Source organism: Alphaproteobacteria bacterium (assembly GCA_040216735.1).
Taxonomy (GTDB): Bacteria; Pseudomonadota; Alphaproteobacteria; order SHVP01; family SHVP01; genus CALJDF01.
Genome location: JAVJOO010000002.1, coordinates 1223687 through 1236658 on the forward strand (window position 1 = coordinate 1223687; position 12972 = coordinate 1236658).

At 64.3% G+C, this 12972-nt stretch carries 14 protein-coding genes; 5 read left to right on the plus strand and 9 right to left on the minus strand.

Going from position 1 to position 12972, the window contains the following annotated elements:
• Window positions 1-8: 8 nt before the first annotated feature.
• Window positions 9-626: a DsbA family protein gene (locus tag RID42_07265; GenBank protein ID MEQ8247467.1), complete on the minus strand. Its 618-nt coding sequence runs from the start codon at window positions 624-626 to the stop codon at window positions 9-11.
• Between the two features lie 122 nt (window positions 627-748).
• Window positions 749-1261 (minus strand): DciA family protein, encoded by a 513-nt coding sequence (locus RID42_07270; protein ID MEQ8247468.1) that lies wholly within the window; start codon window positions 1259-1261, stop codon window positions 749-751.
• Window positions 1262-1325: 64 nt separating this feature from the next.
• Between RID42_07270 and mutY the strand changes: the two genes are divergently transcribed.
• Entirely contained in the window at window positions 1326-2396 is a 1071-nt protein-coding gene (gene mutY / locus RID42_07275; protein ID MEQ8247469.1) for an A/G-specific adenine glycosylase, read from the plus strand.
• Between the two features lie 37 nt (window positions 2397-2433).
• Here the strand turns inward: mutY and RID42_07280 are convergent, their stop codons facing one another.
• Window positions 2434-3564: a site-specific DNA-methyltransferase gene (locus RID42_07280; protein ID MEQ8247470.1), complete on the minus strand. Its 1131-nt coding sequence runs from the start codon at window positions 3562-3564 to the stop codon at window positions 2434-2436.
• Between the two features lie 56 nt (window positions 3565-3620).
• Complete coding sequence (locus RID42_07285; GenBank protein MEQ8247471.1) at window positions 3621-4283, minus strand: ribonuclease HII; 663 nt, start codon at window positions 4281-4283, stop codon at window positions 3621-3623.
• Window positions 4284-4494: 211 nt separating this feature from the next.
• Here RID42_07285 and RID42_07290 point away from each other — a divergent pair, with 211 nt between their 5' ends.
• Window positions 4495-5046 (plus strand): TetR/AcrR family transcriptional regulator, encoded by a 552-nt coding sequence (locus RID42_07290; GenBank protein ID MEQ8247472.1) that lies wholly within the window; start codon window positions 4495-4497, stop codon window positions 5044-5046.
• On the opposite strand, the gene RID42_07295 is transcribed toward RID42_07290, so the two are convergent.
• A complete protein-coding gene (locus RID42_07295; protein ID MEQ8247473.1) occupies window positions 5043-6176 on the minus strand; it encodes a PA0069 family radical SAM protein in 1134 nt (377 codons plus the stop codon). The two genes, RID42_07290 and RID42_07295, sit on opposite strands and share 4 nt — an antisense overlap.
• A gap of 190 nt (window positions 6177-6366) precedes the next feature.
• Between RID42_07295 and RID42_07300 the strand changes: the two genes are divergently transcribed.
• Together RID42_07300 and RID42_07305 are read left to right on the plus strand one after the other, a co-directional pair.
• On the plus strand, window positions 6367-7014 hold the full coding sequence (locus RID42_07300; protein MEQ8247474.1) for a TIGR04283 family arsenosugar biosynthesis glycosyltransferase: 648 nt from the start codon (window positions 6367-6369) through the stop codon (window positions 7012-7014).
• Window positions 7011-7619, plus strand: a complete 609-nt coding sequence (locus tag RID42_07305; protein MEQ8247475.1) for a TIGR04282 family arsenosugar biosynthesis glycosyltransferase — start codon at window positions 7011-7013, stop codon at window positions 7617-7619. Before RID42_07300 ends, RID42_07305 begins: the two co-directional genes overlap by 4 nt.
• On the opposite strand, the gene RID42_07310 is transcribed toward RID42_07305, so the two are convergent.
• The 4 genes from RID42_07310 to RID42_07325 form a co-directional block, all read right to left on the minus strand.
• Window positions 7616-7885 carry a hypothetical protein gene (locus RID42_07310; GenBank protein ID MEQ8247476.1) on the minus strand — a complete coding sequence of 90 codons (270 nt, stop codon included), beginning with the start codon at window positions 7883-7885 and terminating at the stop codon, window positions 7616-7618. The genes RID42_07305 and RID42_07310 overlap by 4 nt on opposite strands.
• Before the next feature lie 77 nt (window positions 7886-7962).
• The gene (moaB, locus tag RID42_07315; protein ID MEQ8247477.1) at window positions 7963-8508 is read right to left on the minus strand and encodes a molybdenum cofactor biosynthesis protein B; all 546 of its coding nucleotides are present in this window, start codon (window positions 8506-8508) and stop codon (window positions 7963-7965) included.
• Window positions 8498-10375: a lytic transglycosylase domain-containing protein gene (locus RID42_07320; protein ID MEQ8247478.1), complete on the minus strand. Its 1878-nt coding sequence runs from the start codon at window positions 10373-10375 to the stop codon at window positions 8498-8500. Before RID42_07320 ends, moaB begins: the two co-directional genes overlap by 11 nt.
• A gap of 11 nt (window positions 10376-10386) precedes the next feature.
• The gene (locus RID42_07325; GenBank protein MEQ8247479.1) at window positions 10387-11154 is read right to left on the minus strand and encodes a uracil-DNA glycosylase; all 768 of its coding nucleotides are present in this window, start codon (window positions 11152-11154) and stop codon (window positions 10387-10389) included.
• Window positions 11155-11280: 126 nt separating this feature from the next.
• Between RID42_07325 and RID42_07330 the strand changes: the two genes are divergently transcribed.
• Window positions 11281-12945 carry an electron transfer flavoprotein-ubiquinone oxidoreductase gene (locus RID42_07330; GenBank protein ID MEQ8247480.1) on the plus strand — a complete coding sequence of 555 codons (1665 nt, stop codon included), beginning with the start codon at window positions 11281-11283 and terminating at the stop codon, window positions 12943-12945.
• Window positions 12946-12972 lie beyond the last annotated feature (27 nt).

Sequence of the window (12972 nt, forward strand, 5' to 3'; positions counted from 1 at the left end):
ACCGGATACTAGTTGATAAGGGGGTCGACGACCTTCTCGAATTCGCTGAACGACATGCCGCCGGCGACGACCCGTCCGTTCACGACGAACGAGGGCGTCGAGCGAATGCCGAATTCGTTTTCGCCTTGTTGGCGGCTGAGCAGGACGCCTGCGGCATATTCTTCGTTTTCGATACAGGCATCGAAACGTTCCTGGCTCATGCCGCCCAGGCGCGCAAGCTTGGCTAATTCGCCCATCGGATCGGCCACCGTGGTCCAGCGCCGCTGCTGTTGAAAGAGGACCTGGACGAAGCCGTAGTAGCGCTTTGGGCCGTCCTCGGCCATGCAGTGGGTCAGGATCGCCGCGCGGTAGGCCGCGCCATCAAGCGGGTAGTCGCGGAAGATCATGCGGACCTTACCGGTGTCGACGTAGGCCTTCATCACATCGGGGAGCACGGTGTTATGGAATTCAGCGCAGTGCGGGCAGGTGAGGGACATGTACTCGATAACCGTCACAGGCGCCGCGGGGTCGCCCACGACGACCTCAAGCGGCTTGGCGTCCTGGGCGGACGCCCCGGAAACAAACGGCGCGGCGAGCGCCAGCATCAGCACAACAAAGGCCCGCAGGCCAACCGTAATTTGGGTCACAAACCCCTCCAACCACTAGATGTTGAGTATATGGAGCGGTCCAAGACCGCTCAAGCCGACTCCATCCTGCCACTGTGGCAAAACTGTGGATAACACAATGCCGTCATGGCGGGCGGGCGGGTTTAGCGGAAGACGGTCACGGTGCGGCCCAGGTTCCGCAGCGCATCGGCGAGATCCCCGTTGCGGGTGCCGCCGACCTGTTCAGCGATCCGGTCCTCTTCTTCCGCGGTGAGGGCGCGCAATTGCCGGCGCTCGCTGAGCGTCGGCGTCGGTAAAGGTCCTTGGACGATGGAAAGGCGGGCGACCGCCTGATAACCGAAGAACGTGTTGATGCGATCGAGCACGACCGGGTGGAGGTGCTGGAGTTCTGTCGCGAAACCCGACGATGCACGCACAACCAAAGTGGCACCTTCGCTGCGGTCGCGCCCGAACTGAAGCCGTTCGGGGCAACTGTAGCGGGCCATCAGATCGCCGACGATCGAGGGCCATTGGGTGAGGATCTCGCGCCGGGCAAATCCGCGTTTGCGAAACGTCGATTTGGTGACGTCGGCCAGAGCCGCGCCGGCCGGGCGCGGTCGCCAACTGCGGCGTTCCTTCGGTGCGTTGGTTTTGGGCGGGGTTGGGGGGCTGGCCATCGCCGTATCATGATCGAGTGAGCCGGGGACGTCACGCGCCGCGGTGGGCGTGCTAGCGTCGGGGATGGCCTTCCCTCCGGCAATCTCTATTTCGCCCGATCATCTGCTGACGCGTTTGCTGGCGTGGTATGACCGAAACCGCCGTGTCCTGCCGTGGCGGGCGTTGCCGGGGACGGCGGCCGATCCGTACCGGGTATGGCTTAGCGAGATCATGTTGCAGCAAACCACTGTGGCCACGGTGACGCCGCGCTTTGTCCGGTTTGTCGCGCGCTGGCCCGATATTGGCGCGCTGGCGGCGGCACCGCTCGATGATGTGCTGCACGAATGGCAGGGGCTGGGCTATTACGCGCGGGCGCGGAACCTGCACCGCTGTGCGCAGGCCGTCGTCGCGAATTACGGCGGCTTTTTTCCAGCCGATGCCGTGGCCTTGGGCGCGCTGCCGGGGATCGGGCCCTACACCGCGGCGGCGATTGCCGCGATTGCGTTCGATCGACCGGGCATTGCGGTGGATGGCAATGTCGAGCGGGTGATGGCGCGGTTCCATTGCATCGAAACGCCGCTGCCGGCGGCCAAAAAGGCGTTGGCCGAGGCTGCCCGCGCCCTGACGCCGGCGACCCGCGCGGGCGATGTGGTGCAGGCGTTGATGGAGTTGGGGGCCACCGTATGCACACCGCGGCAACCGCAATGCGCGCAGTGTCCTTGGCAGGCGGACTGCGCGGGGATGGCGGCCGGGATCGCAGAGAGTTTACCGCGCCGTGCGCCGCGCTCGGCACGCCCGGAACGCCACGGCCTGGTTTTCTGGCTTGAAGATCCCGCCGGACGGGTCCTGTTGCGGCGCCGGCCCGAGACCGGCTTGTTGGGCGGGTTACACGAGATACCGTCGACCCCGTGGCGCCCCGCGCCGTGGGATCTGGAAGAGAGCCTTGCTGAAGCACCGGCGCCGGCAGATTGGCGTTTGCTTGACGGCACGGTCGTGCACGTGTTCACGCACTTTCGCCTCACTCTCCAGGTAGCGGTGGGGCGGACCGACGGTGAGGTGCTGCCCGGCGATTGGGCGGCGCCCAAGCAGTTTGGCGATTACGCGTTGCCGACGGTGATGAAGAAGGTCGCCCGGCTGGTGCACGACCAGCCCTGAGGGCTAATGCCGGCTCGGCGCGAGTGTTGGCCTGGAGCTAATGAAGTTCGGCGCGCAGTTGCTGGCGGAGGATATCGATCGAGACCGCTTTGCCTTCGGCGTCGAAGTGCCAGAACGTCCAGCCGTTGCAGGCCGGGGCGCCCTGCACAGCGGCGCCGACTTGGTGGATCGATCCTTCGACCGCGCCCCTGCCGCCGTCGGTGACAAGGCTGCCGTCGGCCCGGACGCGGGCATGAAAACGGCGCCGGGCGTCGAACAGGAGTTGTCCCGGATCGAGCAGGCCGCGTTCGATCACACGACCAAACGGGATACGCGGTAGGGAACGCTTTGACTGCGTGATTTCCAGGTCGCGAGGGCTCATCGGGGCGACCGATTTCAGGCGATCGTTGGCGACGGCTATGTAGCGGGGTTCGCGTTCGATCCCGATGAAACGCCGTCCCAGTTTCTTGGCGACCGCGGCGGTGGTGCCTGAGCCCGAGAACGGGTCGAGGACGATGTCGCCGACATGGGTGCTGGCGAGCAACACACGGTAGAGCAGCGATTCCGGCTTTTGCGTTGCGTGGGCCTTTTCGCCGTCGATCTTGAGCCGCTCGCGTCCGGTGCAGATCGGCAACGACCAATCCGAGCGCATTTGTAGATCGTCGTTGAGCGCCTTCATCGCGCGGTAATTGAAGGTGTAGGTCTTTTGATCCCGGCTCTTGGCGCACCACAACAGGGTTTCATGGGCGTTGGTGAAGCGGGTGCCCTTGAAGTTCGGCATTGGGTTGGTCTTGCGCCACACGATGTCGTTGAGAAACCAAAAGCCGAGGTCCTGCATCGTGGCGCCGAGCCGATAGATGTTGTGGTAGCTCCCGATCACCCAAATCGCGCCGTCGTCTTTTAGGACGCGGCGCGCCGCGGCGAGCCACGCGCGCGAGAATTCGTCATAGGCCTCGAACGAGTCGAACCGGTCCCACGCATCGTCGACACCGTCGACCAGACTGTTGTTGGGTCGGCGCAACGCGCCGTCGAGCTGCAGATTGTAGGGCGGATCGGCGAAGACGAGGTCAACGGAGCGCTCGGGCAGCGCGTTCATCACCGAAATCGAATCGCCTTGGACGATTTGATCGATCGGCAGTTCGGACTCCGACTCGGGCGCGGTCCCGCGCGATTTTTTGGTACTGGCCATGACGGCGCATCCTGATTGACGCGAGTCAGGCGGTCAAGCCACAAGATATAGATGATTCAGTGGCTTAGGAGGGGTTGTTCATGTGCTGTTGGACGTAGCGGGGCGAAGCTGCGGCGGTGGTGTGGGGTCGGACCGAGCAGGGTTAGGGCGAGGCGGTGGTGGGCCGTGCCGTAGCCGCGGTTGCGTTCCCAGCCGTACCCTGCATGGTCTTGGGCGAGGCGGGCCATCAATCGATCGCGGGTGACTTTGGCGATGATCGAGGCGGCGGCGATCGATACCGAGGCCGCGTCGCCGCCGACGATCAGGCGCTCGGCGCAGGTCAGCCGTGGCGAGCGGTTGCCGTCGATCAGCGCGAGGTCGGGCATCCGTCCGATCCGCCATGCTAGATCGCGGACCGCGCGTCGCATCGCGAGGAGCGATGCTTGGAGGATATTGAGGCGGTCGATTTCAGCGACCGAGGCAATACCGACGCCGACGGCGGCGGTATCGCAAATTTGCCGGTAGAGAGCCTCCCGTTGGGGTTCCTTGACGGTTTTCGAATCGTCGATCCCGTCCGGTAGGCGGCTAACGTCGAGGATCACCGCCGCCGCGACGACCGGACCTGCCAGCGGGCCGCGGCCAGCTTCGTCGACCCCGGCGATACGACCGCCGCCGGCTTCCCGTTCGAACCGCAGCGTCGGGCCGGGGCGGCGTTTCCTGGTTTCGGCGGCGATATTCATGGTGTTGGAATCTATCACGAAGGTGCCGGTCGGAAGGACGACTGCGGTTCGAGGGGGGAATACTGTGGAAAACTCAGGTGTTATAAAATGATAACTATAATATAATTTTAGGTTAGCGACAGTACTCCAGCGGTGGGCACGGCCCGTAATCATCTGTCGGGGGGCGAATGCCCGATAGGAAATGCGAGCATAGAATGATATTTATCATTTCATGCGCTATCGAACGGACCATAAAGCAGCGACACGCGACCGCATCTTGGCAGCGGCAATGGCGCTTCTGACGCAGCAGGGGCCCCATGCCGTCACTGTGCACGGCGTAATGCGGGCGGCACGCCTCAGCCATGGCGGGTTCTATGCCCACTTTGACTCGCGCGACGCGCTGTTGGACGCGGCGCTCGAGGCGGCCGCGGAACGGACGCTGGATGGATTGTTCGCAGGACAGGACGCGGGTGCGCCGTCGCGCCGCGACCAGATCGGCCGCTATCTCGGGCGTGCCCACCTAGAGGCGACGGTGGGCTGTCCGCTGCCTGCGACCTGCGGCGGCGCGTTGGAGGGACCGTCCGGCGTGGCGCGGCGGCGCACCGTGCAGCGCTACCGCGACGCAATGACCAAGGTCGCCGACGATGCCGGGCACGCGGATGCGCTGCTGGCTTTGATGGTCGGGGGCATGGCCCTCGCCCGTGCGCTCGGCGGCGAAGAGGGCGAGGCCATGTTGCGCGCGTGTCGTCGAGCCGCCCACGCTCTCGAGCGGCCGATCCCCTAAATCAGCGAGAGTTGAGGGTTCGGCGCTTCCGGGCGATGGAAGAGGTCGGTTCGTAACGGTGGGAGCTTGCGGTCGACGCCAAAGCGCCGAGCGGCTTTCTTGAAGCGTTGCGCGATCAGGTCGGCATAGGGGCCGCTTCCGCGCATCCGTGTGCCGAACGTCGCGTTGTAGTCTTTGCCGCCCCGCGTCCCCTGGACGAGGCCGATTACCTTCGCGGCACGGTCTGGCACGTTTTCGTGCAGCCAGTCGCGGGCAAGGTCCTTGATCTCGTAGGGCAGGCGCAGCAGGACGAAACCGGCGGTACGGGCGCCCGCGTTCGCCGCCGCTTGGAGGATCGGTTCGATCTCGTGGTCGGTCAGCCCGGGAATGATTGGGGCGACCATGACTCCGGTGGGAATGCCGGCGTCGCTGAGCAAACGGACCGCCTCGAGACGGCGCTGCGGCGTCGACGCCCGCGGTTCCATCTTGCGCGCAAGACGATGGTCGAGCGTGGTGACCGATACCATGACATGGGCAAGCCCGCGCGCCGCCATATCAGCCAAGATGTCGATGTCGCGGGTGACGCGCGCGGCCTTGGTCACGATGCCGACCGGATGGCTAAATGCGGACAGGACCTTCAGCACGTCGCGAGTAACCCCGTACCGCTCTTCGATCGGCTGGTAGGGATCGGTATTGGTCCCCATCGCGATCATCTGGCAGGTGTAGCTCGGTTTGCGCAGCGCGCTCGCGAGCAACGTTGGGGCTTCGGGTTTGGCAAACAGCCGGGTCTCGAAATCGAGCCCAGGCGAGAGGCCGAGATAGGCGTGGGTCGGCCTTGCAAAGCAGTAGAAGCAGCCGTGTTCGCAGCCCCGGTAGGGGTTGATCGAGCGATCGAACCCGATGTCCGGCGATTGATTGCGGGCGATGATTGTGCGGCTGGTGTCGATCTCGACGGTCGTCCGGGTCGGTTCCGCGTTCTCGGCGCCGCCCCAACCGTCGTCGAACTCGAAGTCGGCGTCCCGCGTCACCCGAACCTCAGGTTCGAAGCGGCCGGAGACGTTGGTGATGGCACCGCGCCCGCGCCGCGCGTCGGGGTGGACGGCGGGACTGCTCGTTGGGGGGTGGGAGAGATCGAGGGGGCGCGGCGCCATGGCCGGACTCTATGGCGATTTCGGAACAAATCAAGAACATTGGTGCCCGCATTTTGCCTGCCCCGCAGCGGTGTCTTGTTTGGGGAACGGCCCGGCACCATAGTCCGGCGCGATGGAATCCCCCGTGCGGTTTTCGGTGCCTGCGCCCCCGCCCATTGGCCCGGCCGACCTCGGGTCTTTGACGGTGGTCATGCCTGTTCTGGATGCCGCACAAGCTCTGCCGAGGGCGTTGGCGCCGCTGGCGGGGGTTCGCGTGATTGCAGTTGATGGCGGTTCTCGCGACGCGACAATCGAGGTCGCCAGAGCGGCGGGTGCCGTCGTCGTGCCGAGCAGGTCTGGGCGCGGAACCCAACTCATCGCCGGCGCGACCGCGGCCACGACCGAGTGGCTCTTGTTCTTACACGGCGACACCTGCCTTGGGCCCGGATGGCGCGATGAGGTGGCGCGGTTCATGGCCGGTCCGCGGTCCAAGTCCGCCGCAGCAGTGTTCCATTTTCGATTAGATGCGACGGGGTTTTGGCCGGCGCTGTTGGCCGTCGGCGTCTTTGTGCGGGGGCGGGTTTTTGGTCTTCCCTACGGGGATCAAGGTTTGCTAATTCACCGGGCGCTGTACGACGCGCTGGGCGGCTACCGGCCGATGTCGTTGATGGAGGATGTCGAGTTCGTCCGGCGTGTCGGTCGCCGCCGACTGGTCTTTCTGAAGACACTGGCCGTGACATCGGCGGTACGCTATCGGCGCGACGGGTATGTGCGCCGTGCGCTGCGCAACATGAGGTGTCTTGCGCTCTACCTGATGGGCGCCGACCTTGCGCGCATTCGCCGGATCTACGACGCGTGAGACGTCAACTCATCGTGTTCGCGCGGGCGCCGCAATACGGCGCGGTTAAGACGCGGCTCGCGGCAGAAATCGGGACGGGTGCCGCATGGCGGGCCTACCGGGAAATGAGCGCGGCGATCCTGCGCGAGGTTGTGGGATCGCCGACGTGGGAGACGCGTCTCGCGATTACACCGGCAACCTTTGCGCGGCGTGCTCGTTTCTGGCCGCCCAGCGACGTGGAACGTGTCGCGCAATCGTCCGGCGATTTGGGGCGGCGAATGGCGGCCATGTTAGCCGCGGGGGTCGGGCGCGGGCCGGTCGCGATCGTTGGTTCCGATATCCCGGCGATGTCGCGGGCTCACATCGTTGAGGCATTCGAGGCGCTCGCGCAGCACGACCTCGTCTTTGGTCCCGCCGTCGACGGCGGTTACTGGCTTGTCGGCGCGCGCCAGGGGCTGCCGGTGATGGTCCTCACCCATCTCTTCGATGACGTTCGCTGGTCGAGCGGCGACGCACTCGCCGATACGCTACGTAACGTGCGCGGCGGTCTCAGAGTTGCCTTCGCCGCAATGTTGCGCGACGTGGATTCGACGATCGATCTCGCGGCTTGGCGCGCGGGCGTTTAAGGAACGCTGGGTCGGTAGACCGAGTCGCGGGCACGCTGGTCGAGGATTTCGTTGGCTTTGTTTTCAAAGCACTCATGGTACTGCGGCGACCCTTCCGCAAATCCCTTTTTTTCGCAATGTCGCTTCAGCCAAGCACGGTCACGTTCGGTGAGGCGAAAGGTCCGGCCACGCACGGTAACTTCCTGGGCGATCGCGGATGCGGGGAGTGCGGCGACGATGGGTATTGCAACGAGCGCGGCGAGTACGCCGCGGCGATGAACGATCATGGTGTGCTCCTGTAGGGTATCGAGCTGTACCCTCCAGATGGGGAGGCGCCGCGCCCGCGACAACTGCCTGGGACAGATCACGCTTTGGTGCGGCGTTCCGTCTCGGTTAGGCGGTCGAATAGTTCGACGAAATTGCACGGCATGAACCGGTAGTCGAGCTGGAATCGAAGGATTTCGTCCCAGCCGTCCTTGCAGGCGCCTGGCGACCCGGGGAGGGCGAAGAGGTAGGTGCCGCCGGCAACGCCCGCTGTGGCGCGCGACTGGATGGTCGAAGTGCCGATTTTTTGGAAGCTGATCCAGCGGAAGAGCTCGCCGAAACCTTCGATCGGTTTTTCGTAGACCGCGGCGAAGGCCTCGGGCGTGACGTCGCGTCCGGTTACGCCGGTGCCGCCGGTCGAAATCACAACATCCACCTCTGGGTTGGCGATCCAGGCGCGTAGTTGCGCTTCGATCTCGCTCCGGTCGTCGATCACGATCGCGCGGTCGGCCAGGATGTGTCCGGCGCCGGTCAAGCGGTCGACGAGGGTTTGGCCGCTGCGATCGTCTTCGAGGGTGCGGGTGTCCGAGACGGTCATGACCGCGATTCGGACCGGTACGAAAGGGCGTTTTTCGTCAATCGGCAAGGTAGTTGACCTCCGACACGGCTGAATCCGATTTACCCGATAGCCCTTTGAGCGGGTTCGCACCATCCAGGGCAAAATAGTAGGGCCAGTGGCCCGCCGCGACGGCATCCAGGGACGGCACCTCTTGCCCGAGCCGCAGGCGGTAGAGCCAGAAATTGCTCAGGACGCGTTCGATAAAGAGACGGGTCTCACGCGAGGGAATGCTCTCAATGAACAACAACGGGTCTTCGGGGTAGTTCATTCGGCGCAGCCACTTGTTCAGGTTTCCGGGCCCGCCGTTATAGGCCGCCGCCAACATGAAGAGATTGCCGCGGACCAAGTCGTCGCCCATCAACAATTCCAAGTAGCGTTGCCCAAGGTCGAGGTTGAGCTGCGGATTGTAGAGTTCGTTCAGCCGGCCGCCACGCAAACTGTTGTCTTTCGCGACGAAGCTTGCGGTCCGTGGCATGAGTTGCATCAGCCCGCGTGCCCCCGCCGGGCTCTTGGCGTTGGTGTTGAAGCGCGATTCTTGGCGAATGAAAGCGAACACTAGGGCGCGGTCGACTGAATAGCCGTTTTCAAGCTCCCATGCCGGCAGCGGGTAGAGCGCTGCGTCGTAGTAGCGGCTCGCCGGATCCAGGGTCTTGATGCCCAATTGGATTGCCGCGCCGGGTAAGCCGAGGTGCCCCGCAACGGCGAGCAGAACTTCGGCGTTCTGCGCCGAGGCGCCAGCGATCAATTGGCGGATTTCCCGTTCCGCGAGATGCTGTTGACCGACCTGCGCCAACGCGATCGCGCGCCGGACGCCGTCGTTTTCGCGGACGGCGGAGAACCGTTCCTCATTCAGCGGCGGCAAGTCCCAGGCGATGTCGATGTCTTCACCCAAAAGACGCATCGACAGAATGCCGTAAAACGTGCGCGGATGACGAACGCCGATGCGCAGCCATCGGGTCACGTCTTCGGGGTGGCCGTTGATGAGGTTGGCGCGCGCCGCCCAATAGGCGCCGGCGGCGATGTTCCAGTCCGAAGACGAGGTGGAAAGCGCGAGCGCCTCGAAATGTTTTTCGGCAACCGGGTAGCGCCCCAACCGCCACGCCGCGAGGCCCGCAGTCCAATCGGCGATCGCGACGTGTTCGCGCGACCGTTCGGCGGCGGCGGCGGCGATGCGGTAGGCCTTTTCATTTTCGCCGCGGAAGTACCACCGGACGGCGATTTCCCACATCAACGTGTCGATTTCGACATCGTCGAGGATGGCGCGGGTCTTTTTGCTGCGGAGCTGTTGCTCGGTATTTGTCAGCACCGTGCGTTGAATCTGCCGCAGGATCGCGCGTTGCAGGTTGCGCGCTTCCTGCCGCTGGGCGCTCGACCGCGTGCGCGGCGATACGTATCTGCTCTGCGGAGGTGGGGCAACGTCGACGGCCTCGCCGTCGTCATCGTCGGTTTCGAGGCGTGCGACTTGGGGCGCGAGCGGGTTGCGGGTACCTTGCGGTTTCCGGTTCAACGCGAGTTTGTAGACGCGGTTGGCGCCGGGATGGTCGCGGTAGTTGGCCATCCAGCTCGAAAGCTCGGGAAAGCTCGAGCGATATGCCGTCGGATGCATGTAGCGCTGGAACAGGACATGGCCCATCAGCACCCTGTCGTTGATGCGACCAATGACCCGATCTGCGGCGCCCCATTCACCGGTTTGCTGGAGGTCGAACGCGGTACGATAGAGAACAACGTCGTCGGGCGAGAGGATATCGAACGGCGTTTCAGGTTCGTGCACGACGATAGCCGGCGTCGGCGGCTTCTCCCGCGGCAACGGAAATTCGGCGGCCCGGACGGGCGCGGCGACGGTTACCGCAGCCACAACGATTGCCGCCAAGGTAGGCAACGTTCTTCGCGCCATCCGATTCGCCATCAAAGGTCTTCCAACCGCTGCCGAATGGCGAGCATGTCTTTCCAAGCCTGTTTCTTAAGAGCGGGCTGCCGCAGCAGGTAGGCGGGATGATAGATCGCCATTACCGGCACGTCGCGCCAAGAAAGCCAGCGACCGCGCAATCTTGTGATCCCCTCGGTTCGATCCAAAAGCGCGCCGGCGGCGGTGCCGCCGACGAAGACCAACAATCGGGGGGCGACCAATTCGATGTGACGCTCGACAAAGGGCAGGCACATCAAGATTTCCGCCGGCGTCGGTTTGCGGTTTCCGGGTGGCCGCCACGGCAGGATATTGGTGATGTAGGTGCCACTGCGGTCTTGGCCGATGGCGGCCAGCATGCGGTCGAGCAATTGGCCGCTGACCCCGACGAACGGTCTCCCTTCCCGGTCCTCGTCGGCGCCGGGTGCCTCGCCGATCAGCATCAGAGGGGCGTCGGGGTTGCCGTCGCCGAACACGAGATTCTTGGCGGTTGCCTTGAGCGAGCACCCCTCGAAGGCCGCGAGGGCGGCCCGGAGCGAATCGATGTCCTGGCAGGCCGTGGCGGCGGTCCGGGCCGATTGCAGCACCGCATCGGCGCTCTCGGGCGAGGTGGCGGTGCTCGACCGGGCGACGATCCGCTGAGCGCCGGATTTCGGTGTATCGGCGGGCGGTGGCGCAGCGGCGAATCGATCGCGCGGCATCTCGTCGACCGCTTCGTCCGCGCCGGCATCGACGAGCCAGCGCAGGGATGGGAGGGCATCTTGTTGCATGGCGCCGTTTTACCACGGTTGCGCCACGGGCGCGCGGCTATCGGGGGCGGCGCAATACGGTGCCGCCGATTTGACCGCCCCAGGGCAAAAAAGGGATAACGGCGGTGCGCTAACAATGAGGCCAGCATGTCGGACCAAGCTGTCGAACGCGAGTTCATGGAATACGACGTCGTTATCGTTGGGGCCGGCCCGGCCGGCCTGTCGGCGGCGATCAAGCTCAAGCAACTCGCTGCTGCCGAGGAGAAAGAAATCTCGGTCTGCGTCCTGGAAAAGGGGTCGGAGGTTGGTGCCCATATTCTGTCCGGGGCGGTTCTGGACCCGATCGCACTGAACGAACTGCTGCCCGATTGGCAAGAACGTGGCGCCCCGTTGAAGATGCCGGTGAAGAAGGATCGCTTTATCTACTTGAGTGCGGGGGGCGGTAGCTTCGCAATCCCACAGTTCCTATTTCCGCCCCTGATGCACAATCATGGCAATTACGCGATCAGCCTGGGCAATCTGTGCCGTTGGCTGGCCGAACAGGCGGAAGGGCTCGGCGTCGACATTTTTCCAGGATTCGCCGCCGTCGATCTGCTGCGCGACGGGCAAGGCCGCGTCGTCGGCGTGATCACCGGCGATCTGGGGATCGCGCGCGACGGTAGCCACAAAGGCGGCTATACGCCGGGCATCGAGTTGCGCGGCAAATACACGTTGATCGGCGAGGGCGCGCGGGGCTCGCTAGCGAAGAGATTGATCGCCGAGTTTGGGCTTGCGGCGGACACAGAGCCGCCGAAGTTCGGCATCGGGATCAAGGAGCTGTGGGAGGTTCCGACCGAAAACCACCGGCCCGGCCTAGTCGAGCATACGGTCGGCTGGCCGTTATCGAACGATACCGGGGGCGGCGGTTTTATTTATCATCTTGAAGATAATCAGATCGCGATCGGGTTTGTGGTTCATTTGAACTACAGCAATCCGCACCTGTCGCCGTTCGATGAGTTCCAGCGCTATAAAACGCACCCACGCGTCCGCCCCTATCTTGAGGGCGGCAAGCGGATTTCCTACGGGGCCCGGGTGATTACGGAAGGCGGGCTCCAGTCGGTGCCGAAGCTTGTGTTTCCGGGCGGGGTCCTGCTCGGTTGTGCGGCCGGGATGGTCAACGTGCCGCGTATCAAGGGAACGCACAACGCGATGAAGTCCGGGATGCTTGCGGCGGAAACGGTCTTCGCAGCGCACCAGGCCGATAGTGCCGACCTCGACGCCTACCAGGGCGCGTGGGAGCAATCGTGGATCTACCGCGACCTGAAGCGTGTGCGTAACGCCAAGCCGCTGTTGAGCCGGTTCGGAACGTTGTTCGGTGCGGCGCTCGGTGTCGTCGATATGTGGATGAACACGTTCGGGATCGGTTTGCCGATCACCTTGCGGCACGGCAAGGCGGATCATGAGACGCTGAAACAGGCCGATCAGTGCGCCAAGATCGACTACCCGAAACCCGACGGTGTCGTCAGCTTCGACAAGCTTTCGTCGGTCTTCATTTCCAACACCAATCATGAGGAGGATCAGCCGGTCCACCTTGTGCTGGCGGATCCCTCGATCCCGATCGCCCGAAATCTGCCGGCGTTCGACGAGCCGGCGCAGCGCTATTGCCCTGCCGGGGTCTATGAGGTCGTTAAGGATGAGGGCGGCGCGCCCCGGTTCCAGATCAACGCGCAGAACTGCGTGCATTGCAAAACTTGCGACATCAAGGATCCGGCGCAGAACATCAATTGGACCGTTCCCGAGGGGGGCGGCGGACCGAACTACCCGAACATGTGACGCAGCGACCGGTAGCGCAAAAATGAT

Bases quoted from the DNA above. Each gene is read 5' to 3' on its own strand.
- RID42_07270 (MEQ8247468.1), bottom strand. From the start codon at position 1,261: ATGGCCAGCCCCCCAACCCCGCCCAAAACCAACGCACCGAAGGAACGC.
- mutY (MEQ8247469.1), top strand. From the start codon at position 1,326: ATGGCCTTCCCTCCGGCAATCTCTATTTCGCCCGATCATCTGCTGACG.
- RID42_07280 (MEQ8247470.1), bottom strand. From the start codon at position 3,564: ATGGCCAGTACCAAAAAATCGCGCGGGACCGCGCCCGAGTCGGAGTCC.
- RID42_07285 (MEQ8247471.1), bottom strand. From the start codon at position 4,283: ATGAATATCGCCGCCGAAACCAGGAAACGCCGCCCCGGCCCGACGCTG.
- RID42_07290 (MEQ8247472.1), top strand. From the start codon at position 4,495: ATGCGCTATCGAACGGACCATAAAGCAGCGACACGCGACCGCATCTTG.
- RID42_07295 (MEQ8247473.1), bottom strand. From the start codon at position 6,176: ATGGCGCCGCGCCCCCTCGATCTCTCCCACCCCCCAACGAGCAGTCCC.
- RID42_07300 (MEQ8247474.1), top strand. From the start codon at position 6,367: ATGCCTGTTCTGGATGCCGCACAAGCTCTGCCGAGGGCGTTGGCGCCG.
- RID42_07310 (MEQ8247476.1), bottom strand. From the start codon at position 7,885: ATGATCGTTCATCGCCGCGGCGTACTCGCCGCGCTCGTTGCAATACCC.
- RID42_07320 (MEQ8247478.1), bottom strand. From the start codon at position 10,375: ATGGCGCGAAGAACGTTGCCTACCTTGGCGGCAATCGTTGTGGCTGCG.
- RID42_07325 (MEQ8247479.1), bottom strand. From the start codon at position 11,154: ATGCAACAAGATGCCCTCCCATCCCTGCGCTGGCTCGTCGATGCCGGC.
- RID42_07330 (MEQ8247480.1), top strand. From the start codon at position 11,281: ATGTCGGACCAAGCTGTCGAACGCGAGTTCATGGAATACGACGTCGTT.